A 24,361-nucleotide genomic window follows, 5' to 3' on the forward strand; every position below is an offset into this window, starting at 1 on the left:
TCAGAGGCAAGGGCACTATGGCAGAGCTTTCGGACCTGAGCGCCTCTGATCTGGCGCGCAAGATTGCGGCCCGGCAGGTTTCGCCGGTGGAGGTGATGGTAACCTGTCTGGCGCGGATCGCTGAGGTGAATGGTGCAGTGAATGCGGTGGTCAGCCTGCGCGATACCGAAGCGCTGATGGCCGAGGCGCGCGCCGCAGAGGCCGCCCCGGCACAGGGCTGGTTGCACGGCATACCCTTCGCGGTGAAGGATCTGGTTGCGGTCAAAGGGCTGCGCAGCACCTATGGCTCGCCGCTGTTTGCCGATTTCGTGCCTGCGGCAGATGATCTGGTGGCTGCCCGGCTGCGGGCCGCCGGGGCGATTTTCATCGGCAAGACCAATACACCGGAATGGGGCCATGGCAGCCATTCCTTCAATCCGCTGTTCGGGGTGACGCGCAACCCCTATGACCTGACGCGCACCGCAGGCGGATCGTCGGGCGGGGCGGCGGCGGCGCTGGCCGCGCGCATGGTGCCGGTGGCCGATGGCAGCGACATGATGGGCAGCCTGCGCAACCCGGCGGCCTTCTGCAACATCTATGGCTTCCGCCCGACCTGGGGCCTCGTGCCCGGCGATGCGGTCGGCGACACCTTTCTGGCGACGCTCGCCACCGAAGGGCCGATGGGCCGCACGGTGGAGGATGTGGCGCGGCTGCTGACGGTGCTGGCGGGTGAAAATCCCGAAGTGCCGTTCGGGCGCCCGGCGGAGGACTATGCCAGCCAGCTCCACACGGATCTGCGCGGCAAGCGCATCGGCTGGCTGGGCGACTGGGGCGGCGCCTATCCTTGCGAGCCGGGCATTCTGGCGCAATGCGAGGCGGGCCTGCGGGTGCTGGAGGATCAGGGCGCGGTGGTGGAACCGCTCGCCCCGCCCTTCCCGGCGGAAAAGCTGTGGGAGGCCTGGGTGACGCTGCGCGCCATGCTGAACGCCGGGGCCAAGGGCATGTGGCGCGACGATCCGGCAAAATGGGCGCTGCTTAAACCGGAAACCCAGTGGGAAATCGAACAGGGCATGGGGCTGTCGGCGGTGGCGGTCCATGCGGCCAGCGGGATCCGGTCACGCTGGTATGCCCGTGCGGCCAAGCTGTTCCGGCAGTATGACGCGCTGGTGATGCCCGCAGCGCAGGTCTGGCCCTTTGCCGCAGACTGGCGCTGGCCCGAGACGATCAATGGCCGGGCGATGGACAGCTATCACCGCTGGATGGAGGTTGTCGTGCCGGTCAGCCTGATCGGCCTGCCCAGCCTTGCCGTGCCCTGCGGCTTTGGCCCGCAAGGCCTGCCGATGGGGATGCAGATCATCGGCCCGACCGGCGCGGACGCGCGGATTCTGGCGATGGGCCAATGTTATCATCAGGCAACCGACTGGCCGGGCCAGCGCCCGCCGCCTAGCCCTGCGGCGCGCAGGTGAAGGTGGTGAACAGGTTCGGCCCCGACAGGATCAGCCCCGTGCCATCCAGCTGTGCCTGCGCAGAATTGAGCGGGCCTTGGGTAAAGCTGATCACATCGGCACTGTGGCGCAGCCAGGTGCCGCTGATGCCATATTGATCGCGGTAGGTGCCGCCTTCGGTGATCTCCACCGGGAAACCATCCGCCACGCCTTGCGGATCGGTGCAGGCATAGGTGCCCAGCGCCACCATCTCGCCCGCCCCGCCCGCATCGCTGGCCCGCGTCAGGATCTCGACCGGGGCCACCGTCATATCGCCATCCGGCAGGCGCACGATGCACATGCCTGCCGCATCAGCCTCGATCACGCCCGGCTGCGGCGTGCCGCCCGCCACGATCACCTCGACTCCGACCTCGCAGGCGGTCAGCGGCCCGATGCCGGGGGTTGCAAGCCCAGGCAGCGGCAGCAGGCCAAGGGTCAGCGCAAACGCGCAATGGCGATACAACGTCATGAAAAAGGCTCCGTCCCTACTCTATACGCGGAAAGGATGCCAAGCAGGCCCGCGTTTGACCAGAGCAAAACCGCCAGTCGGGCGACCGGGCTTGCCTGCCTGCGCAGCCGGGCCTATGCACATGCGCAGAATGTGAAAGGATGATCCGTGAAGCTGTACCGCACCGCCCTGCGGCTTGCCTTGCCCCTGCTGGTGGGAATGACCGTCTGGCACCGCTGGCGCGGGCGACAGGGGCCGGGGGCCGTGGCAGAGCGGCTTGGGCTGGCGGCAGGCACCGACGCCGATCTGTGGCTGCATGGCGCATCGAATGGCGAGCTGACCTCGGCCCGCTGGCTGATCGCGCAGATATTGGCGGCAAGGCCGGCGCTGCGCCTCATCATCACCTGCAACACCGCCTCGGCGCGGGCGATGGTGGCGGGCTGGGGGCTGGAAAGGGTGCAGGCCCGGCTGGCCCCGTTTGACAGCAAGGGCAGCGTCGCGCGGTTTCTGGCGCGCTGGCAGCCCCGCGCGCTGATCATGCTGGAAAACGAGCTGTGGCCGGAGCGGATCGCCCAGGCCGCCGCACGGGGGCCAGTAATCTGCCTTGGTGCGCGGCTGTCCGAAGGATCGGCCCGCAACTGGGCGCGGGTCGCCCCCCGGCTGATCGGCGACACGCTGCGTCGCTTTGCACTGATCTCGGCACAGGATGCCGGATCCGAGGCGCGGCTGGTCGGACTGGGCCTGCCACAAACCCGGCTTGGCCCCCGCCTGATGCTCAAATCAAGGGCGGCCACGATGGAGGCACCCACCGCCGCCGTGCCGCCCTTTGCCGCCCCGGTGGCGCGGGCGCGCATCCTGCTGGCCGCTTCGACCCATGAGGGCGAAGAGGCGGTGATCCTTGCCGGCTTTGCGGCAGCCCGCGCGGCGGGGGCGTTTGATCTGCTGATCCTCGCGCCGCGCCACCCGCGCCGCAGCGCGCAGGTGGCCGCCCTGATCGCCGCCGAAGGCCTGCCCTGCGCCATCCGATCGACCGGCGCGGTGCCGGGGCCGGAGGTGGCGGTCTATCTGGCCGATACGCTTGGCGAGATGGCGCATTGGTATGCGATGGCCGGGGCGACGGTGATCGGCGGCACCTTCAGCGATGCGGGCGGGCACACGCCGTTTGAGCCTGCCGCCTTTGGATCGGCCCTGCTGCACGGGCCTTCGGTCGCCAATTTTGCCGAGGTGTTTGCCGCCCTAGATGCGGCCGGGGCGGCGGTGCCCGTGGCGGATGCGGCGGGGCTGGCCACGGCGCTCTGCGGGCTTGATGCAGCCGAACAGGCCCGCCGCGCCGCGCTGGCCAGCGATGTGCTGCGCCCGCAAGAGGATGAAGCCGCGCTCTGGCAGGTGCTGGAGCCGCTGCTGCCTCAGCCCAGCGGGTAACTGGCCAGCAGATCATAGCGCGGACCCTCCGCGCCCGGCATCGAGGCGTAAAGCCCGATCTCCTCCACCAGCCATGGCCCGGCGTGAAAGCCCTGGTCCGCCACCACCGCGCGTTCCAGCCGCATCGCCTGTTCGGGCGGCGGCGGCGCAAACCGGCCCAGCGTGACATGCGGGGTAAAGCCGCGCGCCGCCACCGGCACCCCTGCCACCGCAGCCACCCGCGCCACCTTGGCCTGAAGATGGATCAGCGCGGGGGCTTCGGCCACAGCGGCCCAGACCGCGCGCGGCTTGTCGCCACCAAACAGGCCCAGGCCCCGCAGCGACAGCGCAAAGGGCGCGGCGTGCAGCGCCATCATGCCATCATCCACCGCCTCCAGCACCGCGTCGGGCTGCGTGTCCAGAAAGGCCAGCGTCAGATGAAAGCTGTCGGGCGGCACGCGGCGGGGCAGCGGCAACAGGAATTGCAGCAGGCGCAGGCGGCTTTGCACCTGTTCCGGGATCGGCAGGGCCAGAAAGGCGCGGATCATCGGGCGGCCAGACGGGCAAGGCGGTCGCGGATCTCCGGGCGGACCGGGCCGTCGCGCGGGGCATCCAGCAATGTGGTCAGCAGGTGTTCCGCAGGGGGCGGGCGGCTGCCGCCGTTCCAGCTCAGCCCGCGCAGCACCGCCTGTGCCGGGCGCGGCAGAACATCGGGCAGATCCTGCCCCGACAACAGCCCCCAGATCGCCGTCCAGAGCCGCCCCACCGACCACGGGTTATAACCACCGCCGCCGGTGACGATGAGCCGGGGCGCCAGCGGGCGCAGCGCCGCCACCACCGCCAGATGCGCCCGGTTGGACAGCGCCAGCCGCGACAGCGGATCTTCCTCCAGCGCATCCGCGCCACATTGCAGCACGATCGCTTCGGGCCGGTGGGCGGCCACGCGCGGCAGGATCAGTTGATCGCGCACCAGCGCCATTTCGCTGTCATTGAAGCCGCGCGGCACCGGCAGGTTGAAGCCATTGCCCCCCGCATCATCCTGCACCGCGCCGGTATGCGGCCAGCGCGCCTCTTCATGGACCGAGATCATCAGCACATCGGGCTGGCTTGCAAAGGCCACCTCCACCCCGTCGCTGTGATGGGCGTCAATGTCGATATAGGCAAGGCGGCGCAGCCCGGCCCGCTGCAACGCCTTCAGCCCCAGTACCACGTCGTTCAGGTAACAGAACCCGTTGGCGCGCCCAGCCATGCCGTGATGCGTGCCGCCGCCCGGCACATGCAGCACCCCGGCGGGAGCTGCCGCCAGCGCCTCTGCCGCCCAGAGCATACCGCCTGCCCCGGTGGCGGGGCGGCAGAACATCTCGGGGAACAGCGGGTTGGACAGCGTGCCCAGCCCGTAAAGCTGCGGCCAAGCCGCCGGGGCGGGCAAACCGGCCTGCGCCAGACGCTCTGCCTCGATCAGTGCCGCGATATAGTCCGGCCTGTGCCACAGGTGCAGCGCCGGGGCCTTGGCGCGGGGACTGGTGCGATACCGCTCGGGCGGCAGCCAGCCCAAGGCGCGGCCCAGGTCGATCACGGTCGACACACGCGGCACCCGCAACGGATGCAGCCCGCCATAGGACGAGCCGCGATAGATGTCGGATCCCAGAAACAGCGGACCGATGGCCGCGCCGGATACGGGCCGGTCAGCCAAGGGCGGCATCAATCGCGCCGGTGATCCTGTCCGACAGCGGATTGACCGGCGCGCCCCAGGTGCCGCGTGGCTGGCCATCGCCGCCCAGCAGCACCTTGTTGAAATTCCAGCCGGGCCGGAAGCCATGCGCCTCGGCCATCCAGCGGTAGAACGGATGGGCCTTGGCCCCCTTCACATGGCTGATTTCGGTCATGCGCAGCGTGAGGTCGAAGTTGATCGCGCAATATTCCTTTACCGCCGCCGCATCGGCCAGCTCTTGCGCGAAATCATCCGAAGGCACGGCCAGCACGATCAGGCCGCGCGGCGCATACCGATCCTGCACCGCCTGCAAATCATCGAACTGTGCGGCAAACCCACAGAGCGACGCGGTATTGACGATCAGCACAGGCTTGCCGCGCCAGTCGGCGGTATCATAGCGGCCCCCGTCAATGCCCGCGAAGGTGAAGCTGGGCACGGCAGCCGCCCGCGCCCCGCCCGTGCCTGCCAGCAATGCCGCCATGCTGCCCACCATCATCCGGCGTCGCCCGATCTGCATGGATTGCTTCTCCCTGTTGCCTCATGAACAGATAACGCAGCGGCAGCTGTCGTCAATTGCCGCGCAACTGCCGCTTTCCCCCGCCGGATCTTCGGTTTTGCAGTAGCCAGAGGGCGTTTGCGACCCTATCATTGGACTGTGATCTTTCTGTGCCAGTGTCGACCTTTCACCGGCCCGGCGCAGAGGATCGCGCGGCGATGGGGACCGCAGAAACAGCGTGGCACAGAACCACGCCGGAGTGACGGGCAGACAGGGTGTGACGATCGAAGCCGACATCAGTGCCGCCCCCCTTCAGGGCGATGAACTGCGCACCCAATACGGGGCGCTGTGCTGGCGCGCTGCGGGTGACGGCATTGAGGTTCTGCTGATCACCAGCCGCGATACCGGGCGCTGGGTCATCCCGAAGGGCTGGCCGATCAAGGGTCTGCCGCCCGAAGCCTCTGCCGCGCGCGAGGCCTGGGAAGAGGCCGGGGTCGAAGGTCAGGCCGATCCGCATTGCATCGGGCTTTATTCCTATGACAAGGGCCTGGGTGTCGCTCCCGGCCCAAGGGTGTTCGTGCCCTGTGTGGTCGCGGTCTATCCGCTGCATGTGGAGGGGCTGGCACAGCGCTTCCCCGAGGTGAAACAGCGCCGCCGCAAGTGGTTTGCGCCGCGCAAGGCCGCCCGCAAGGTGGCAGAGCCGGAATTGCGCGCGCTGCTGGCCGGGCTGGAAGATCGCAGCAGCGCCACATTGATCCCGGGCGCGTGACGCCGCTCTCTTGATTTCCGGGCCGCTGCGGGCCATGTCTGACAGAGTGTTCCCGTTTCGCTGCCATGGGCAATCCGATGATCCGCTTCTCGCTCCACTGTGCGCAAGGCCATGATTTCGACAGCTGGTTCGCCTCTGGCACCGCTTTCGACGATCTGAAACTGCGCGGATTGGTTGCCTGCGCGATCTGCGGCGACACCTCGGTGGAAAAGGCGCTGATGGCCCCGGCCGTCGCCCACAAGGCGCAGGCGGCACCCGGCGCGCTCAGCACCCCCGCCTCACCGATGGAAGAGGCGATGGCGGCGCTGCGCCGCGAGGTCGAGGCGAATTCCGAATATGTCGGCATGAATTTCGTGACCGAGGCGCGCCGCATCCATGCCGGAAACGCCCCCGAACGCGCCATTCACGGCGAGGCGAAGGCGGATGAGGCGCGCAAGCTGATCGAGGATGGCGTGCCGGTGGCGCCGCTGCCGTTCATGCCCAGCCGCAAGGCGAACTGACATGCCGCATCTGCTGATCACCGGGGCGGGCCGGGGCATCGGTCTGGCCCTGGCGCAGGCCGCGCACGATGCAGGCTGGCGCGTCACAGGCACAACGCGCGGCCCTGCCCCCGCGATTGATGGCATAAGCTGGCAGCATCTGGAAGTGACCGATCCTGCCGCGCAGGCGGCGCTTGCCGCGCGTCTGGCGCATGATCCGGTCGATGCGGTGATCTGCAATGCCGGTGTGCTGCTGGACCGGGGGCAGGATCTGGCAACCGGCTATGCCCCGGCGCTCTGGGCCGAAAGTTTTGCAGTGAATGTCACCGGATGTTTTCTGACCGTGCAGGCGCTTCTGCCGCAATTGCGTGCGGCCCGCCGGGGTCGGGTGATGATCCTGTCATCGCAGATGGCCTCGCATCAGCGCGCGCCCGGCGGCAGTTATGCCTATCGCGCCTCGAAGGCGGCGGCGCTCAATCTCGGGCGCAATCTGGCCACCGATCTGCGCGCAGACGGCATCGCCGTCGGCATCTATCATCCCGGCTGGGTGCAAACCGAAATGGGCGGGGCCGGGGCCGAAATCAGCGCCGAAACCGCCGCGTCAGGCCTGCTGGACCGGCTGGAAGCCTTGACACTGAACACCACCGGCTGTTTCGAGACATGGGATGGGCATCCCCATCCCTACTGACAGCACCGTCAGGGCCGAACCGGCGACACGCGCGGTGCGGCCTGACGGCACCCGGATCAGATCTGTTTTTCCGGCATCTGCACGACAAGCCCGTCCAGCGCATCGCTGACTTTCAGTTGGCAGGTCAGCCGCGAGCGGACCGGATCGGGCTTCCATGCGAAATCAAGCATGTCCTCTTCCATCGCGTCTTTCTTCGGCAGCTTTTCCACCCAGTCGGGTGCGACATAGACATGGCAGGTGGAACAGGCGCAGGCCCCGCCGCAATCGGCCTCGATCCCCGGCACGCCATTGTCGCGCGCGCCTTCCATGACCGTCAGGCCGTTTGCGACCTCGACGACATGCTGTTTGCCATTATGCTCCACATAGGTGATTTTTGCCATTTGCCGGGCCTCATAAATCCATCGCTGCGGCAGACATAGGCGAAATCCGGGCGCGCTTCCAGTGCAACAGCGACATGGGGCTTAGCCCCTTCCGCCACACGCGCTTTGCCGCTATGCTGCACACGCACACCGGGTAAGCCGGTGGCAGAAGCCAAGGCAGAACCGGCAGGCAGGATGATCAGACCCCTCGCATTTTGCAGCGCGCTGATGCTCGCAGCCTGCCAGCAGGCCTATACGCCCGAAGCCCCTACCACCGCCAATCTGGCCGCCGGTCTGATCCGTGCCAAATCGCCGGATGCACCACCGCCAAAAGGCGGGCCGGGCAAATGCTGGGCCACCGACATCACCCCCGCCGTGATCGAGACCACCTCGGAACAGGTGATCGTCACGCCGGAGCAACGCGATGCCACGGGCCGGGTGATCGCGCCTGCCAGCTATCGCAGCGACACCCATCAGAAGATCATCAAGGATCGGCAGGCCGTGCATTTCCGCACCCCCTGCCCCGAGGCGATGACGGTCGATTTCATCGCCACGCTGCAACGCGCGCTCAAGGCGCGGGGCTATTATCTGCTGCCGGTCAATGGCGCGCTGGATGCCCCGACCCGTGACGCCATCCGCCGCTTTCAGGAACCGCTGGGCCTGGACAGCCCGGTGATCTCGTTGGGTGGCGCGCGGGCGCTGGGGATTGTCGCCGCCGATCTGGAGGATCTCTGACCCATGTCTGCCCATCGTCAGGCGGCCTACGAGGCCGAAGTGCTGCGCCATTGGCACGGCAACCCGGATGGCGCGCATGATCTGGCGCATCTGCGCCGGGTCTGGCGCAATTGCCAGAAGATCGCCCGTGCCGAAGGTGGCGCGGATCTGGAGGTGCTGCTGGCGGCGGCCATCTTCCATGATGTCGTGAACCTGCCGAAGGATGCGCCGAACCGCGCCGAGGCCTCGCGCCTGTCGGCGGAACTGGCCGCGCGCTATCTGGCGCAGACCGATTTCCCGGCTGACAAGATCGCCGCCGTCGCCCATGCCATCACCGCGCACAGCTTTTCGGCGGGCATCGCCCCGGAAACACCCGAGGCGCGCATCCTTCAGGATGCCGACCGGCTGGAGGCTCTGGGTGCGCTGGGGCTGGCGCGCATGTTTTATGTGGCAGGGGCTTTGGGCGGCGGGCTGTTCGATGCGCAAGACCCGCTCGGGCAGAACCGCCCGCTGGATGACCGCGCCTTTGCGCTGGACCATCTGGAGGTCAAGCTGTTCCGCATTGCCGAAACGATGCAGACCGCCGAGGGCCGGGCGCTGGCCGAAGAAGGGGCAGACTGGATGGCCTCGTTCCGCACCCGGCTGCTGCGCGAAATCGGCTGACGACCATGCAAAAAGCGCGCAGCTCTCGCTGCGCGCTTTTCGGTCATACGGACTCCGCCCCGCTTATTCGATGCTCAGCGCCACGAAGCGCGGATCGCCACCGCGACGGATCAGCAGCAGGATGGATTTGCGCCCTGCGTCTTTCGCCTCGGTCACGCGGTCTTTCAGATCCTGAACCCGCACCACCTTTTGCTGGCCGGCTTCGGTGATCACATCGCCTTCGCGCAGACCTTTGGTGAAGGCCTCCGAAGTGCCATCGACCTTGGTCACTACCAGACCTTCGGCCCCCACCGGCAGGCCAAGCTGTTCGGCCTGCTCTGCCGTCACCGGGGCGACGGTCAGGCCCATCAGCTGGGCTTCGGCGGGTTCATTCGCGCCGGGTTTTGCGGCAGTTTCAATCGCCTCGGCCTCTTCGCGACGGCCCAGCGTCACCGACAGGGTTTCGGTCTTGCCTTCGCGCAGCACCAGAACCTTGACCGCCTGCCCCACAGGCGCATCGGCCACACGGCGGGTCAGATCGCGCACATCCTTGATTTCCTTGCCATCAAAGCTGGTGATCACATCGCCTGCCAGCATGCCGCTGTCCTTGGCCGGGCCATCCGGCACATCGGTGATCAGCGCGCCCTTCACATTGCCAAGGCTCATCGCTTCGGCCACATCCGGTGTCACGTCCTGAATCCGCACACCCAGCCAGCCGCGCCGGGTTTCGCCGAATTCGCGCAGTTGCGCCACAACCTTGGTCACCACATTCGACGCCATCGAAAAGCCGATGCCGATGGAGCCGCCGGTGGGCGACAGGATCGCGGTATTCACGCCGATCACCTGACCATCCATGTTGAACAGCGGACCACCCGAGTTGCCCTTGTTGATCGCCGCATCGGTTTGCAGATAGTCGTCATAGGTGCCCGACAGCGCCCGGTTGCGCGCCGACACGATGCCCGCGCTGACCGAGAAGCCCTGCCCCAGCGGGTTGCCCATCGCCACGACCCAATCGCCCACGCGCATCAGATCGCTGTCGCCGAAATTCACGAAGGCGAGCGGCTTTTCGCTTTCCACCTTCAACAGAGCGATGTCGGTTTTCGGGTCGGTGCCGACCAGTTTCGCGGGCAGACGGTCACCCGAGAAGAACTCGATCTCGATCTGATCTGCGCCTTCGATGACGTGATTGTTGGTGACGATATAGCCGTCTTCCGAGATCACGAAGCCCGAGCCCAGCGCCTCGGACCGGCGCGGCTCGCCATTGCCATCGGGATTGGAGAACTGGTCGAAGAAATCCTGAAAGGGCGAGCCTTCCGGCAGGCGTGGCACGTCATCGGTCGCGGCCTCGACCACCGCCGATGTGGTGATATTGACCACTGCCGGGCTGATCTGTTCGGCAAGATCGGCAAAACTTTCAGGCGCGCCCCGCGCCTCCAGCATCGCTGCCGGGCCGATGGCCACCGCCAGCCCCAACAGCATCGCACCCATCAGCCGCAGCGCGCCGTGACGCGCCCCCAGTGGCTGAGCTTCCATGGAAATGGCTCTCGATTGCACCGCAAGACTCCTTTTCGGTCGCAACACTCCCGCCCGGATCTTGACCGGGCCCGGATCACACAGAAACAGGTAAGCATCGCACTGCGCAATGCAAACCCTGTCGCGGCGCGTCAACAGGATGTGATTCATTGTAGCAAAAGGGGATTGGAAAAACCGCAGGGCCGCTGTCCGGCCAGAGGGGGGTGCGCGACAGGCGCGCACCCCTTGATGGCTCAGGGCTGCGGTGCGGCGACCGGGGCCTGTTCGCTGCGCAGATAGGTGAAGAAATCGCTGTCGGGGTTCATCACGATGGACGAATTGCCCTCTTTCAGCGATCGTTCATAGGCCGTCAGAGACCGGGTGAAAGCAAAGAACTCCGGGTCGCGGCCAAAGGCCTCGGCATAGATGCCGTTGCGGGCCGCGTCGGCCTCACCGCGGATCACTTCGGCCTGTTTGCGCGCCTCGGAGGTCACTTCGACCACCGTCCGGTCGGCGCTCGCGCGCACCCGGCTGGCTGCCTCGTTACCGCGCGCCACCTCGTCCGCCGCCTCGCGTTCGCGCTCTGCCCGCATCCGGGCGAAGGTGGCCGCAAGGTTCTGTTCGGGCAGATCGGTCCGGGTCAGCCGCACGTCGATCACATCCACGCCCAGGCTTGCCGCCTCGGCCTTGGCCAGATCGCGGATGCGGTTCATCAGGCCGGTGCGGTCTTCGGACAGCACAGCGCCCGAGGGCACCGAGCCCAGCACCTGACGGATGGCGGTATTGATGATCCGGTCCAGCCGCGCCTGCGCGCTTTCGGTGCCACCGGCCCCGACAGCTTCGCGGAAGTCGACCAGATTGACGATGCGCCAACGGGCAAAGGCATCCACCACAAGGCGGCGGTCATCCAGCGGCGTCACCTCGATCGGCTGCGTCGGCAGGCCCAGAATACGGTCGTCATAGCGCACCACATCCTGAATCAGCGGAATCTTGAAGCCGAGACCGGGGGTGTTGATCTCTTGCTTCACCTGACCGAATTGCAGCACCAGCACCTTTTCGCGTTCATCCACGATGAACACCGACGACAGGGCAACCGCCCCCGCCACGAACAGGACGGGAAGGATAAATCCAGCTTTGGCCATCTCAGTTGCCTCCCTGGCTTGCGGCGGCGGCAGGTGCCGGTGTCATGCGGTTCAGCTCGTTCAGCGGCAGGAAGGGCACCACGCCCTGACCGCCCTCGCCCGAGCTGACGCCATCAAGGATCACTTTGTTGATCCGGCCCAGCACGCCCTCCATGGTTTCCAGATACATGCGCTTGCGCGTCACTTCGGGGGCTTTCACATATTCGGTATAGACGGCGAGGAAGCGGCTGGCTTCACCCTGGGCGGCGTTCACCACCTGGGCGCGATAGGCCTCGGAATCCTCGACCAGACGCGCGGCTTCACCGCGTGCGCCTGCCGTCACCCGGTTGGCATAGGCATCGGCCTCTTTCTCCAGCCGGTCACGTTCCTGCTGGGCGGCCTGCACTTCGCGGAAGGCGTCGATCACGTCGCGCGGCGGGTCGGCACGGTCAAAGTTGACACGGACGACATTGATGCCCGCTTGATAGCTGTCCAGCGTCGATTGCACATTCGCCCGCAGATCCGAGGCAATGGCACCCCGGTCGCGGTTCAGAATGGGCGAGAGTTCAGACCGGGCGATGATGTCGCGCATCGCGGATTCCGACACGGCGCGCATGGTGTCGCTGGGGTCGGCCAGGTTGAACAGATATTGCGCCGGATCCGACACGTTCCAGACCACCTGGAATTCGATGTCCACGATGTTCTGATCGCGGGTCAGCATCAGCCCGCTGTCCATCTCGCCATTGCGGCCAGTGCCGATGTCGGTGGTCCGTTCGCCCGTCACCTGCACGATTTCGGCGGTCACGAAGGGCCAGGGCGCAAAATTCAGGCCCGGATTTCCGACGGTCGAGAATTCACCCAGAAACAGCTCGACCGAGCGTTCTTCGGGTTTCACCGTGTAGAAGGACATGAAGGCCCAAAGACCCACCGCCGCAACCGCGCCGATCAGCAGACCCTGACGGGAAAACAGCGGCCCCATCGGGTTGCCACCGCCACCGCCGCCGCCACCATTGCCGGTGCGCCCACGCCCGCCCATCAGCACGCGCAGCTGCTCTTGCCCTTTTTTCACGATCTCGTCGATCTCAGGGATCTGGGGCCCCTCACCGCCCGGCTTGCGCGGGCCGCGCCCATCGTTGCGACCATCGCGGCCATCATTGCCGCCTCCGCCGCCGCCCCAAGGACCTCCATTCGACATCGACTTTTCCCTATCTTGTTATCCCACAAGCTAACTGGTGATTTTTGCGCGAAAATCAAGCCTGATCCGGCACAAGTGACGCCGTGCCGCGCAGGGTTTTGGCCGAATATCCGAAATGACGGCGGCACCCGGCTTTCGGACCTTTCTCCCTCATTCGGGGGATAGCTCTGCGCCCCCCGCCATGGTGATAACAGATATTCCCTGCCCCGACCCGAGGATCCCCATGCCACGTCGCATCACGATTGCCCAGTTTCAGGCCGATTTCAACATTTTCGACCTGTCCCGAAGCGCCGGGGATACGCTGGTCACGCTTGTGTCAGAGGCGCTGCGCCAGCCGGGATCGACGGCGCAAAAGGCGATCCTTGTGGTTGCGGATGGCGACTTCGAGGGTTATCGCGTCACCCTCACCGGCACGGGGCTGCGCTTTGACGCCGCAGGTCTGCTGACCGGCGGCACGATTGCCGCGATCAGCTTTCACACCGATGCGGGCGTGCTTGCGGGCCGGATCACCGGCCCCGGCAGTGCGGGCATAGGCCTGGCCGCGGCGGCGCTGGTGGCGCCCGGAGCCGATCCGGCGGCGCTGTTCGCAGACTGGCAGACCCGGTATTCCGCCGCCAGCGTGCCCGGCAGCCCCCTGCCCTTCGTGATCGGCGTAACCGCCGAAACCGGCAGCGGCGCAGACCAGCTGACCGGCAGCGTGCTGGCCGATTTTCTGGATGGCGGTGACGGCCATGATCTGTTGCGCGGCGGCGATGGCGCGGATCAGCTGCGCGGCGATCACGTCGGGCCGCAGATCAACGACATCAGTCAGGGCCGCGACACCCTGCATGGCGAGGCGGGGTCGGATTCGCTGCTGGGCAATGGCGGGGATGACCGGCTCTATGGCGGGCGGGATGCCGATGTGCTGCGCGGCGATGACATCATCAACAGCGGCAATGACCTGCTTTATGGTGGCGCGGGCAGCGACATCCTGACCGGCGGGCGGGGCCGTGACAGCCTATATGGCGGCGCGGGCGATGACCGGGTGGAGATGCAGGATGTGCAAGACACCACTGAGCGGTTCACGATCAACCTGCTGACCGGCCACACGACGGGCTATGGCAATGACCGGCTATTTTCCATCGAACATGCGACCGGCGGGCGCTGGCACCGCACCGAGATCACCGGATCGGGCCGCGCCAACAGCCTGCTGGGGGGCGAACGGGCCGATACGATCCGGGGTGGCGGCGGCAATGACCGGGTTCACGCCGGGGGCGATGCCGACCGGGTGGAGGGCGGCGCGGGCCACGATCTGATCGGGGGAGGCGAGGGCCGGGATGTGCTGCGCGGCGGCGCGGGCCGCGACACCTTTGTGTTTGAATATGCCGGGGCCGAGGATGCCGACCGGATCAGCGATTTCCGCGCGACGGATGACACGATCTATCTGACCGGCGCGGCGATGTCGGGGCTGTTCCTGTCCGGCGCTCTGGCCGCCTCGGCCTTCCACCGCCTTGGCACCGGCGCGCTGGATGCCGATGACCGTATTCTTTACAACAGCCGCAGCGGGCAGGTGTTTCTGGACAGCGACGGGTCGGGCAGCGACGAAGCCGAGCTGCTGTTCACCCTGTCGCGCGGCACGGCGCTGAGCCATGCCGATTTCGAGGTGCAGCCGTTTTTCAGCATCTTCAGCTTTTACTGAGCGCGGGTTGCGGCGGGGGCCGCCTGCGCCGCCCCCGGCCTATCGGATCAGTCGCGCCGCACCGGGTTGCGCATCGTTACCAGCTCTTCCGAAATGGTGGGATGCACCGCAACGGTGCGGTCGAAATCTTCCTTGGTCGCGCCCATCTTCACCGCAATCGCGGCAAGCTGGATCATCTCTCCGGCACCGGGGCCGACGATATGGCAGCCCAGAACCTTGCGGCTCGCCTGACTGACCACCAGTTTCATCAGCACGCGGTCCTGCCGTCCGGCAAACAGCGACTGCATCGGGCGGAAGCTGGCGGCATAGACCTCGATCGGTTCCTGCGCCCGCGCCGCCTCTTCACCAAGGCCCACTGTGCCAAGCTCCGGCTGGGTGAATACCGCACTGGCCACCAGGTCGTGATCGGCCTGACGTGGCAGGCCCCGGAACACGGTATCCGCGAAGGCATGTCCCTCGCGGATCGCCACCGGCGTCAGGTTGATCCGGTCGGTCACATCGCCCACGGCATAGATCGAGGGCACCGCCGTCTGGCTCCAGCCATCCACCAGAATCTCGCCATTGCGGCCAAATCCCACGCCCAGCGGCTCCAGCCCCAGACCGGCGCTGTTGGGTTTGCGCCCGGTGGCATACATCACCAGATCGAATTCGCGCACCGTGCCATCCTGCGCCACCACGCTGATGCCGGTTTCGCCCTGCTCCAGCCGCTGCACATCGGTGCCGCAATGGATGGCGATGCCATTGGCCTGCATCGCCGTCGCCACAAGGCCGCGCGCCTCGTCATCAAAGCCGCGCAGGATCTGCGCGCCCCGGTAATATTGCGCAACTTCGGCCCCGAGGCCCTTGAGGATACAGGCAAATTCCGATGCGATATAACCGCCGCCCACCACCAGCGCGCGTTTGGGCAAGGCGGCCAGATGGAAAATGTCATTCGAGGTGATGGCAAGCTCTGCCCCCGGCACGTCGGGCACGAAGGGCCGCCCCCCGGTGGCGATCAGGATGTGTTTCGTCGTCACCTGCCGACCGTCGGCCAGCGCCACGGTATGCGCATCCACCACCGTCGCGCGCATGTCGAACACCTCGACGCCCGCCGATTTCAGCGTGCCGCGATAGGCATTTTCCAGCCGCGTCAGCTCCACCTCCAACTGGCCCCGGAACTGCGCCCAGTCAAAGGCCCCCGGCTGCACCTGCCAGCCATAGGCGCGCGCATCCGCGATCAGGCCCGGATATTCCGACGCATAGACCATCAGCTTTTTCGGCACGCAGCCCCGAATCACACAGGTGCCGCCCATGCGGTATTCTTCGGCCAGCGCCACTTTCGCCCCGCCTTCGGCACTGGCGATCCGCGCAGCGCGCACGCCGCCAGAGCCGCCGCCGATCACGAACAGATCATAGTCAAAGGTCATGTCAGTCATCCAGATCGGCAAAGATGTTGTCCGTAGCGGCAAACTCGATCCGCTCGTCCGAGGTTTCGCCCGAGTTGATGTCGCGCAGCACCACGCGGCCATCGCCATGGCCAATCACCACCTTGTCGCAAATGTCGATGAACAGCCCGTTTTCCACCACGCCGGGGATCTGGTTCAGCACCAGCGCCAGTTGCCGCGGGTTGCCGATCCGTTTCAGATGCAGGTCGATGATGTAATTCGCCTCATCCGTCACCAGCGGCGCATCGCCGTTCATGCGCAGCGTGCAATCGCGGCCCAGCACATCGAGGCTGACCAGCATTTCCTCGATCAGCGCCTTGCTGGTCTGCCAGCCAAAGGGGATCACCTCGACCGGCAGCGGAAACGCTCCCAGCTGCGCCACATCCTTGGCGGCATCCGCGATCACGATCATCTGGTCGGAAGCGGTTGCCACGATCTTTTCCTGCAACAGGGCCGCGCCGCCGCCCTTGATCAGGTTCAGCTGCGGGTCGATCTCGTCGGCGCCATCAATCGTCAGATCCAGCCATTTCGCCTCGTCCAGCGACATGATCGGCACGCCCACCTGCCGCGCCAGCTCTGCCGTGCGGGTCGAGGTCGGGACACCAACGACCTTCAGCCCCTCTTCGCGGATCCGCTCACCCAGACAGCGCACCATCCATGCGGCGGTGGAGCCGGTGCCAAGGCCCAGCTTCATCCCCGATTCCACGAACTCCACCGCACGTTTGGCGGCAACGAATTTGGCCTTGTCGATGGGCGACAGATCGGCGGGCATCGGCATCTCCTTGAACTGGATGCGAGGATTGGAATGCCTGCGCTTATAGGCAAAGCCTTGCTGCTCTGTAAGGGCGAAATGTGCGCGGGGCTTTGGTCCAGCCCTGTGGATTTCGTTGCTCTGTCCTCTTTCGGGCGCATCCCGTCGCATTTCGTCTGGCCTGTGCCCATTTCCGCGCCATAGTGGGCCCGCGACAGGAGAGCCAAAATGACCCAGCCCACATCCCATCACGGTCGGATCTGACCATGTTCCTTTCCGTTTTCGACATGTTCAAACTAGGCATCGGCCCGTCATCCTCGCATACGATGGGGCCGATGGTCGCCGCCGCGCGCTTTCTGGACACGCTGCGCGGCAGCCCGTTCCACGCCCATGGGCTGCGCGCCTCGCTGCATGGCAGTCTGGCCTTTACCGGCGTCGGCCATGCGACCGACCGCGCCACCATTCTGGGTCTGGCCGGGTTCGAGCCCGCCACCTTTGACAATGACCGCGCCGAAGCCGCGATGGCCGAGATCATCGCGACCAAGGTCATCACCCCGCCGGGCCTTGGCCCGCTGCGCTTTGATCCGAAAACCGACATGCTGTTCGATTTCGGCCCGCCGCTGCCCGGCCATGCCAATGGTATGGTGCTGCGCGCCACCGATGCGCAGGGCGACGTGATCCTTGAAGAAACCTATTATTCCATCGGTGGCGGCTTTGTTCTGACTGCAGCCGAACTTGCGGCTGGCGACAGCGCCAAGGCCAAGGCCAACTGCCCCTACCCGTTCGAGACGGCCGAGGCGATGCTGGCCATGGCCAAGGCCTCGGGCCTGTCGATTGCGCAGATGAAACGTGCGAACGAGCTGTGTTTCCGCAGCGCCGCCGAGCTGGATCAGGGCATTGCCCGGATCTGGGAGGTGATGAACAACTGCATCAATCGCGGCATGGCGGGCACGGGCATCCTGCCCGGCGGGCTGAAGGTGCGCCGCCGCGCCAAGGGCATCCATGATGCGCTGATCGCCGAACGCGGCCTGAACATGACCGCGCCGCATACGATCAATGACTGGATGAGCCTCTACGCCATGGCGGTGAACGAGGAAAACGCGGCGGGGGGGCAGGTCGTCACCGCGCCCACCAATGGTGCGGCGGGTGTGGTGCCGGCGGTGCTGCGCTATTACCTCGACCATGTGCCGGGGGCCTCGGTGTCGAAGATCCCCGACTTTCTGCTGACGGCGGCGGCGGTTGGCGGGCTGGTCAAACACAATGCCTCGATCTCGGGCGCGGAATGTGGCTGTCAGGCCGAGGTGGGCTCTGCCGCAGCGATGGCGGCGGCGGCCATGGCCGCCGTGCTGGGCGGCACGGTGGAACAGGTGGAAAACGCGGCGGAAATCGCGCTGGAACACCATCTTGGCATGACCTGCGATCCGGTGAAGGGTCTGGTGCAGGTGCCCTGCATCGAACGCAACGGTCTGGGCGCGATCAAGGCGGTTTCGGCGGCCAGCCTCGCGCTGCGCGGCGATGGCATCCATCTGGTCAGTCTGGACGCCTGTATCGAAACCATGCGCCAGACCGGCCAGGACATGCACGAGAAATACAAGGAAACCTCGCTCGGGGGGCTTGCCGTCAACGTGCCGAACTGCTGAATGGCCTGAGTCCGCACAAAGAAAAGCCCGATGACCCAAGACCGTATCCTGCCCGGCGTGCTGTTGATGCTTGCCTTTTGTGTGCTTGCGCCCTTGCTGGACGTGGCCTCGAAACTGGCTACCGCAACGATCCCTGTCGGGCAGGTGACGCTGGCGCGGTTTGTGGTGCAGGGCGCCCTGATGCTGCCCATCGCCCTGGCCCTGCGTAGCGAGTGGCGGATGAGCGGGCGCATGGCGGGGCTTGTCACGCTGCGCGCGCTGTTTCTGGTGCTGTCGACCTATTGTTTCATCGCGGCCATCGCGGTGATGCCCATCGCCGATGCCCTGGCGATCGTGTTTGTCGAGCCGTTCATCCTGCTGATTCTGGGCCGCTTCCTGTTCGGCGACGAGGTGGGGCCGCGCCGCATCGCCGCCTCTTGCGTCGGGTTTGCCGGGGCGCTGCTGGTGATCCAGCCCGCCTTTGCCACCTTTGGGCTGGTCACGCTTTATCCGCTGGGCACGGCGTTCTTGTTTGCCTTCTACATGCTGGTCACGCGTGCCATGTCGGCGCAGATGCACCCGGTGGCGATGCAATTGCACACCTCGCTCGCCGGGATTGCGCTGTGCCTGCCGGTGATCTGGCTGGCTGACGGTTCGGGCATCACCGAGCTTGACCCGGTCATGCCGCAGGGACGGGCCTGGCTCTGGCTGTTCGGGGGCGGCTTTTGGGCGGGCGTCAGCCATATGTGCATGACCTATGCGCTGAAATTCGCCCCCTCGGCCACGCTGGCCCCGCTGCATTACAGCGAGATCGTGGTGGCGGTGGCGCTGGGGTATCTGGTGTTCAGCGATTTCCCCAATGCGATGACCTGGGCCGGGATCGGCGTGATCACCGCCTCGGGGCTTTATGTGATCTGGCGCGAACAGATCACCGCCCGCCGCCGCCGCGCGACCGAGTCGCTAACGGATGCCAGCTTCTGACCGTCTGGGCAGGCGAAACCCCGGCACCAGTGCGCGCAGCGCCGCATCCAGACGGGCGCGCGGCAGCATCACCAGCATGTTCGGCGCATCAAAGCGCAGCTGCACCTCGGCCTGCGTCACCGTGTTCGAGGTGCCGATCCGCCCGTCCGGCGCGAAATTCAGGCCGGTGATCGGCCAGCGCAGCCCGACACTGTCGCCCGTCACCCGGCCCATAGGAAACAGCGACAGCCGATCCCCGACGCGCAGGCGCAGCGTCAGTTCGGGCGGTGCGGCAAAGATCACATCCTGCACCCCGATCAGCAGGCAGGGCACCGCCCGCCCCGCCGCCTGATGCTGCACCAGCGCGTTCAGCACCGCCAGTTCGTGATCAATCCGCCCGCCCGCCACGCCCAGCGCCAGCACGAAGGGCGCGGCCACCGAGCGCAGCGCCTTGTCGAAATCGGTCGTTTCCTGTTCGGCAATCCGGTGCAGCCGCGCCGGGCCCAGCCGCTGCCGCGCCGCCTCTGACAGGGAATCGAAATCGCCGATCACCGCCACTGGCTCTGCCCCCAGCGCCAGCGCCCGGTCCGCGCCGCCATCCACCGCAACGATCACAGGGGCGCGACGCCGGGCCAGCGCCAGATCCGCGCGGGTGCAGGGGCCTCCGGCGATCAGGGTAATCGCATCGCAGGATTCGACAATCGGGTGATTCATGGGGATACTGTTCTCGAATTAAGGCAAACCACCCTGCCACGGGCCATAATCAATCCTTCAAATTACCCCTATCTGTCCACGGAATTGATCCGCCAAGGGGTAAAGTAGCAGTGTGGTTTTGTAGAAGGCGAGCATCCGATGATCGGAGCCAGTAAAATTCTTACGGTGTCCTACGGCACATTCTCCTGCACCTTGGAGGGGTTTGACGACCCTTTCAACACGATGAAGGCGATTGCCGAGTATTTCCGGGATCTGGCGGCTGAAGATCGCTACTTCGGGGCGGAACCTCCGACGCCGGATGCGGCGATGTTGCACAAGATTGCGGAACGCGAGATCCAGCGCCGGGTCGAAGCGAAGATACAGGATAACGGGGTGATTCTGCGGGCGGGCGAGGCCAGGGAGCAGGCGCCCCGCAGCCAGATTGCGCCACCCGCGCAGACGGAAACGCCCGCCGTTGCGGCGCAGCCCGTGGCCGCCCCAGCCCCCATTGCCGCCCCAGCCATGCCGATGCCCGAAACCACATCGGACAGCGTGGCGGCAAAGCTGATGCGGATCCGCAGCGCGGTGGCCCAGACCACCGCCTCGCAGGCCAAGCCTGCCCCTCTGCCCGTGTCGGCGGTGCAGGATTACAGCGAGGATGACGAGGCCGAGGCCCTGCCGACCGCTGTGGCCGCCCCCGTGCAGGACGACAGCGCAGACCACAGCCCGAGCGCACCTGCGCCGACCATGATCGACGAGCCCTTGGCAGAGGCGGAAACCGCTCTGACCGAGGAAGAGCCGGTTCTGGCCGAGCCGGAAGCCGATTTCGGTGCGGAAATCGTGCTGGCCGACACCGTGGAAACCGTCGCAGAAGCGGAACCCGTTGCAGAGACCGACGCAGTTGCGTTTGACGATGATGCGCTTCTGGCCAGCCTCGCCACGCTTGAGGCCGATCAGGATGCCGTCGCGGAGTTGCCCCCTGCCGACGCGGCAGCCGCCGCGCTGCCCGAAGCAGAGGTAGTGACCGGCCCACCCCCGGCAGATGATGAGGATACACTGACCTCGCTTCTGGCCAGCCTGACGGCCGATCCCGTGCCCGTGGCCGTGGCCGATCCCGCGCCCGTGGCCGAGGAAATTGCCGCTGAAGAGACCGAGGCCAGCGACGCCGATCTGATGGCCGATATTGCCGAAGCCGAGGCCCTGCCGCCCGCCGATCTGGCCGGGCTGGACATGGCCGATGCGGCGCTGGCCACGCTGGAAGAAACCGCCAGTGCGCCCGAGGATTTCGCAGCGGACCTGGACGAGGCGGCAGAGGCGGCATTGCAGGACAGCCTTGCCGAAGACGCCCCCGCAGCGGCGGCAGAACCGGAAATGGCCGACAAGGCGCAGCGCGCCCGCGCCCGCGTGATCCGTATTCGCCGCGCCCCCGCCGCCCCTGCCGAACTGGCGGAAACCCTGCCCGCGCTGGACCATGTGGCGACCGAAGCGCTGGCCGACCCGGCACCCGAAACGGTTCTGTCGCCCGAGGCCGAAGCCGATCTGATGCGCGAGCTGGCCGAAGTGCAGGCCGAGGCAGAGCTGACGCCTGCCGCCCCGGTGCGCCCGCAACGCCCCGTGCGCCCGGTGCGCAGCCTGCGCCCGACAGCGGCTCCCGCCGCCGAGGCCCCGGCGGCACCGCAGCCCGAACCGGAAGTGCAGCCCGAGCCAGAGCCTGTGGCCGAGCCGCGCAACCGCCTGCCCGAAGCGGAAGGCGAAGCTGCCGTCTCGCGCCTGCTGGCAGAGACCAACACCCAGATGCAGGGGCCGGAAAACCGCCGCCGCCTGTCGGCCATCGCCCATCTGAAAGCTGCCGTTGCCGCCACCGTGGCGGACCGCCGGATCGGGGCGAAACCGCCGCAATCGGAAACTGAACGCACCGACCCTTATCGCGCCGATCTGTCGCGCATGGTGCGCCCGGCCAGTTCTGCCCCGCGCTCGGCCCCGCTGGTGCTGGTGTCCGAACAGAGGGTGGACCGCCCGGCGGAGCCCGCGCCGATGACAGCGCCCGCCGCCATGGCCCCGGCACGCAGCATCGACACCGGCCCGGTGCGCCCGCGCCGGGTATCGGGCAACGGTGCCGCCGCGGCCGCCGTGCCGCAGGACTTCGAGGATGATGTCGAAGATGACAGCGACGTTGACGAGAATATCTTCAACGACAGCAAGGGCTTTGCCGAATTTGCCGAACGGCTGGGCGCCGAGGGCCTGCCCGCCCTGCTGGAGGCCGCCGCCGCCTATGCAGCCTGTGTCGAAGGGCGTCCGCATTTCTCGCGCCCGCAACTGCTGCGCCAGGTCGTGCCGCTGACCGAACACAGCGATCTGTCGCGCGAAGACAGCCTGCGCAGCTTTGGCACGCTGTTGCGCAATGGCAAGATCGTGAAGGTCAAGCGCGGTCAGTATACGCTGACCGACGCGTCGCATTACCTGTCGGAAGCGCGCAAACTCGTGGGGTAAGGCTGCCACCTGACCCCGATGGCCGGGTCGCAGGGCTGCCACCCGCCCCGGCATGAAAAAGGCGGAAGGGATCTCCCTTCCGCCTTTTTCCTATATGATGTCCCGCGCGGCTCAGTCGGTGCTGTCGCGCCGGGCCGCCGGATCCGCTTGGCCCACGCCCTTGAACAGGCGTTTGAACGGCAGCGCCCACAGGAAGCCCAGCCCGACATAGACCGCGAATTCCGCCCAGATCGGCAAGCGGCCAAAGCGGCCATCGGCCCAGTTCACCAGACTGACCGCCGCCACGATGTAAAGCGGCATCCCGATGATCAGCACCAGAAGCGACAGCCGCCTGCGGGCCTTGTAGCTCAGCGCCATCCGATCAATCCGCGAAGGGATCGGTGACGAGAATGGTATCGTCCCGTTCCGGGCTGGTGGACAATAGGGCGACCGGGCACTGGATCAGCTCTTCGATCCGGCGCACATATTTGATCGCGGCCCCGGGCAGATCGGCCCAGCTGCGCGCGCCGGCGGTCGATTCGCTCCAGCCTTCCATCTCTTCATAGATCGGGATGCAACGGGCCTGAGCATCCGCCGCCGTCGGCAGATAATCCAGCCGCGTCCCGTCGAGTTCATAGCCGACACAGATCTTCAGCACCGGGAACCCGTCCAGCACGTCGAGCTTGGTCAGCGCGATACCCGACACGCCCGAGGTGGCGCAGGTCTGGCGCACCAGCACCGCATCGAACCAGCCGCAGCGGCGCTTGCGTCCGGTGACGGTGCCAAACTCATGGCCGCGCTCGCCCAGACGGTCGCCATCGGCATCGAACAGTTCCGCCGGGAACGGGCCTTCACCGACGCGGGTGGTATAGGCCTTCACGATGCCCAGCACGAAATCAATCGCCGTCGGGCCAAGGCCCACGCCCGTCGCGGCCTGACCGGCGATCACGTTGGACGAGGTAACGAAGGGATAGGTGCCGAAATCAATGTCGAGCAGCGCGCCCTGCGCCCCTTCGAACAGGATGCGTTTGCCCGCGCGGCGGGCCTCGGTCATCACTTTCCACACCGGCGCGGCATAGGGCAGCACCTGCGGCGCAATCTCTTTCAGTTGCGCCAGCAGCGCCGCACGGTCCAGCGGCTCCATGCCCAGCCCGCGACGCAGCGCATCGTGATGCGCCATCAGCCGGTCGATCCGCAGCTCCAGCGTTTTCTCATCGGCCAGATCGGCCACACGAATCGCGCGACGACCGACTTTATCCTCATAGGCCGGGCCGATGCCGCGCCCGGTGGTGCCGATCTTGGCCACGCCGGTATTGCCTTCGCGCGCGCGATCCAGCTCGCCATGCAGCGGCAGGATCAGCGGGGCGTTTTCGGCGATCATCAGGTTTTCGGGCGAAATATCGACCCCCTGCCCGCGCAGCTTTTCGATCTCGGTCACCAGATGCCAGGGATCCAGCACCACACCATTGCCGATCACGCTCAGCTTGCCACCGCGCACGATGCCCGAGGGCAGCAGCGACAGCTTGTAAACCTTGCCGTCAATGACCAGCGTATGGCCTGCATTGTGACCGCCCTGAAAGCGCGCGATCACATCGGCGCGTTCGCTGAGCCAGTCAACGATCTTGCCCTTCCCCTCATCGCCCCATTGGGCGCCGACGACGACGACATTGGCCATGTCCGATCCTTTGGCAGAGTTCAAACCCGCGTCCGTATAGCGATGCCCCGCCGCCGGGGATAGCAGAAAATCACCGCGACCGCCGCGCGGCACT

The 24,361-nt window shown here is 66.5% G+C and carries 24 protein-coding genes; 11 read left to right on the plus strand and 13 right to left on the minus strand.

What is annotated here, in order from left to right; translation table 11 throughout:
* The first annotated feature begins 17 nt into the window (after window positions 1–17).
* The gene (locus KM031_RS03950; RefSeq protein WP_215503261.1) at window positions 18–1,445 is read left to right on the plus strand and encodes an amidase; all 1,428 of its coding nucleotides are present in this window, start codon (window positions 18–20) and stop codon (window positions 1,443–1,445) included.
* Here the strand turns inward: KM031_RS03950 and KM031_RS03955 are convergent.
* Window positions 1,423–1,932 carry a hypothetical protein gene (locus KM031_RS03955; RefSeq protein WP_215503262.1) on the minus strand — a complete coding sequence of 170 codons (510 nt, stop codon included), beginning with the start codon at window positions 1,930–1,932 and terminating at the stop codon, window positions 1,423–1,425. The genes KM031_RS03950 and KM031_RS03955 overlap by 23 nt on opposite strands.
* A 147-nt stretch (window positions 1,933–2,079) precedes the next feature.
* Between KM031_RS03955 and KM031_RS03960 the strand changes: the two genes are divergently transcribed.
* The gene (locus KM031_RS03960; RefSeq protein WP_215503263.1) at window positions 2,080–3,333 is read left to right on the plus strand and encodes a 3-deoxy-D-manno-octulosonic acid transferase; all 1,254 of its coding nucleotides are present in this window, start codon (window positions 2,080–2,082) and stop codon (window positions 3,331–3,333) included.
* On the opposite strand, the gene thpR is transcribed toward KM031_RS03960, so the two are convergent.
* Genes thpR through KM031_RS03975 form a run of 3 tightly spaced genes read right to left on the minus strand, consistent with a single transcriptional unit; the run spans window position 3,318 to window position 5,516 of the window.
* Window positions 3,318–3,860, minus strand: a complete 543-nt coding sequence (gene thpR, locus KM031_RS03965; RefSeq protein ID WP_215503264.1) for an RNA 2',3'-cyclic phosphodiesterase — start codon at window positions 3,858–3,860, stop codon at window positions 3,318–3,320. The genes KM031_RS03960 and thpR overlap by 16 nt on opposite strands.
* Window positions 3,857–5,014: an arginase family protein gene (locus KM031_RS03970; RefSeq protein WP_215503265.1), complete on the minus strand. Its 1,158-nt coding sequence runs from the start codon at window positions 5,012–5,014 to the stop codon at window positions 3,857–3,859. The genes thpR and KM031_RS03970 overlap by 4 nt, the downstream gene beginning before the upstream one ends.
* Window positions 4,998–5,516 (minus strand): glutathione peroxidase, encoded by a 519-nt coding sequence (locus KM031_RS03975; RefSeq protein WP_215503924.1) that lies wholly within the window; start codon window positions 5,514–5,516, stop codon window positions 4,998–5,000. The genes KM031_RS03970 and KM031_RS03975 overlap by 17 nt, the downstream gene beginning before the upstream one ends.
* 241 nt (window positions 5,517–5,757) lie before the next feature.
* Here KM031_RS03975 and KM031_RS03980 point away from each other — a divergent pair, with 241 nt between their 5' ends.
* From KM031_RS03980 to KM031_RS03990, 3 genes are all read left to right on the plus strand, one after another.
* The gene (locus KM031_RS03980; RefSeq protein ID WP_260692101.1) at window positions 5,758–6,288 is read left to right on the plus strand and encodes an NUDIX hydrolase; all 531 of its coding nucleotides are present in this window, start codon (window positions 5,758–5,760) and stop codon (window positions 6,286–6,288) included.
* Between the two features lie 77 nt (window positions 6,289–6,365).
* Window positions 6,366–6,788 carry a DUF1178 family protein gene (locus tag KM031_RS03985; protein ID WP_215503266.1) on the plus strand — a complete coding sequence of 141 codons (423 nt, stop codon included), beginning with the start codon at window positions 6,366–6,368 and terminating at the stop codon, window positions 6,786–6,788.
* Between the two features lies 1 nt (window position 6,789).
* Window positions 6,790–7,455 (plus strand): SDR family NAD(P)-dependent oxidoreductase, encoded by a 666-nt coding sequence (locus tag KM031_RS03990; protein ID WP_215503267.1) that lies wholly within the window; start codon window positions 6,790–6,792, stop codon window positions 7,453–7,455.
* A 56-nt stretch (window positions 7,456–7,511) separates the two neighbouring features.
* Here the strand turns inward: KM031_RS03990 and KM031_RS03995 are convergent, their stop codons facing one another.
* The gene (locus tag KM031_RS03995) at window positions 7,512–7,835 is read right to left on the minus strand and encodes a 2Fe-2S iron-sulfur cluster-binding protein (RefSeq protein ID WP_215503268.1); all 324 of its coding nucleotides are present in this window, start codon (window positions 7,833–7,835) and stop codon (window positions 7,512–7,514) included.
* 174 nt (window positions 7,836–8,009) lie between these two features.
* Between KM031_RS03995 and KM031_RS04000 the strand changes: the two genes are divergently transcribed.
* Complete coding sequence (locus KM031_RS04000; protein ID WP_215503269.1) at window positions 8,010–8,549, plus strand: peptidoglycan-binding domain-containing protein; 540 nt, start codon at window positions 8,010–8,012, stop codon at window positions 8,547–8,549.
* A gap of 3 nt (window positions 8,550–8,552) precedes the next feature.
* Complete coding sequence (locus KM031_RS04005; RefSeq protein ID WP_215503270.1) at window positions 8,553–9,191, plus strand: HD domain-containing protein; 639 nt, start codon at window positions 8,553–8,555, stop codon at window positions 9,189–9,191.
* 63 nt (window positions 9,192–9,254) lie between these two features.
* On the opposite strand, the gene KM031_RS04010 is transcribed toward KM031_RS04005, so the two are convergent.
* The 3 genes from KM031_RS04010 to hflK all read right to left on the minus strand — a co-directional run bounded on the left by KM031_RS04010 (window position 9,255) and on the right by hflK (window position 12,998).
* Window positions 9,255–10,703, minus strand: a complete 1,449-nt coding sequence (locus KM031_RS04010) for a Do family serine endopeptidase (RefSeq protein ID WP_215503271.1) — start codon at window positions 10,701–10,703, stop codon at window positions 9,255–9,257.
* A 233-nt stretch (window positions 10,704–10,936) separates the two neighbouring features.
* On the minus strand, window positions 10,937–11,824 hold the full coding sequence (hflC, locus tag KM031_RS04015; RefSeq protein ID WP_215503272.1) for a protease modulator HflC: 888 nt from the start codon (window positions 11,822–11,824) through the stop codon (window positions 10,937–10,939).
* A 1-nt stretch (window position 11,825) separates the two neighbouring features.
* The gene (gene hflK, locus KM031_RS04020; RefSeq protein ID WP_215503273.1) at window positions 11,826–12,998 is read right to left on the minus strand and encodes an FtsH protease activity modulator HflK; all 1,173 of its coding nucleotides are present in this window, start codon (window positions 12,996–12,998) and stop codon (window positions 11,826–11,828) included.
* 223 nt (window positions 12,999–13,221) lie between these two features.
* On the opposite strand from hflK, the gene KM031_RS04025 reads away from it, so the two are divergent.
* Window positions 13,222–14,676, plus strand: coding sequence for a calcium-binding protein (locus KM031_RS04025; RefSeq protein WP_215503274.1), 1,455 nt, complete (start codon window positions 13,222–13,224; stop codon window positions 14,674–14,676).
* A gap of 47 nt (window positions 14,677–14,723) precedes the next feature.
* Here KM031_RS04025 and gor read toward each other — a convergent pair whose 3' ends face one another.
* A complete protein-coding gene (gene gor / locus KM031_RS04030; RefSeq protein ID WP_215503275.1) occupies window positions 14,724–16,082 on the minus strand; it encodes a glutathione-disulfide reductase in 1,359 nt (452 codons plus the stop codon).
* A 1-nt stretch (window position 16,083) separates the two neighbouring features.
* Window positions 16,084–16,872, minus strand: coding sequence for a ribose-5-phosphate isomerase RpiA (gene rpiA / locus KM031_RS04035; protein WP_215503276.1), 789 nt, complete (start codon window positions 16,870–16,872; stop codon window positions 16,084–16,086).
* A gap of 245 nt (window positions 16,873–17,117) precedes the next feature.
* On the opposite strand from rpiA, the gene KM031_RS04040 reads away from it, so the two are divergent.
* Together KM031_RS04040 and KM031_RS04045 are read left to right on the plus strand one after the other, a co-directional pair.
* On the plus strand, window positions 17,118–18,491 hold the full coding sequence (locus tag KM031_RS04040; protein ID WP_215503277.1) for an L-serine ammonia-lyase: 1,374 nt from the start codon (window positions 17,118–17,120) through the stop codon (window positions 18,489–18,491).
* A 30-nt stretch (window positions 18,492–18,521) separates the two neighbouring features.
* Complete coding sequence (locus KM031_RS04045; protein WP_246566776.1) at window positions 18,522–19,451, plus strand: DMT family transporter; 930 nt, start codon at window positions 18,522–18,524, stop codon at window positions 19,449–19,451.
* Here the strand turns inward: KM031_RS04045 and KM031_RS04050 are convergent.
* Window positions 19,431–20,144, minus strand: a complete 714-nt coding sequence (locus KM031_RS04050; protein ID WP_215503278.1) for a thiamine diphosphokinase — start codon at window positions 20,142–20,144, stop codon at window positions 19,431–19,433. The genes KM031_RS04045 and KM031_RS04050 overlap by 21 nt on opposite strands.
* A 138-nt stretch (window positions 20,145–20,282) precedes the next feature.
* On the opposite strand from KM031_RS04050, the gene KM031_RS04055 reads away from it, so the two are divergent.
* Window positions 20,283–22,613, plus strand: coding sequence for a hypothetical protein (locus tag KM031_RS04055; RefSeq protein WP_215503279.1), 2,331 nt, complete (start codon window positions 20,283–20,285; stop codon window positions 22,611–22,613).
* A 111-nt stretch (window positions 22,614–22,724) separates the two neighbouring features.
* Here the strand turns inward: KM031_RS04055 and KM031_RS04060 are convergent, their stop codons facing one another.
* Together KM031_RS04060 and KM031_RS04065 are read right to left on the minus strand one after the other, a co-directional pair.
* The gene (locus tag KM031_RS04060; RefSeq protein ID WP_215503280.1) at window positions 22,725–22,970 is read right to left on the minus strand and encodes a DUF2842 domain-containing protein; all 246 of its coding nucleotides are present in this window, start codon (window positions 22,968–22,970) and stop codon (window positions 22,725–22,727) included.
* A gap of 4 nt (window positions 22,971–22,974) precedes the next feature.
* Window positions 22,975–24,267, minus strand: a complete 1,293-nt coding sequence (locus KM031_RS04065) for an adenylosuccinate synthase (RefSeq protein WP_215503281.1) — start codon at window positions 24,265–24,267, stop codon at window positions 22,975–22,977.
* Window positions 24,268–24,361 lie beyond the last annotated feature (94 nt).

It is taken from the genome of Gemmobacter fulvus, assembly GCF_018798885.1.
Taxonomy (GTDB): Bacteria; Pseudomonadota; Alphaproteobacteria; order Rhodobacterales; family Rhodobacteraceae; genus Gemmobacter; species Gemmobacter fulvus.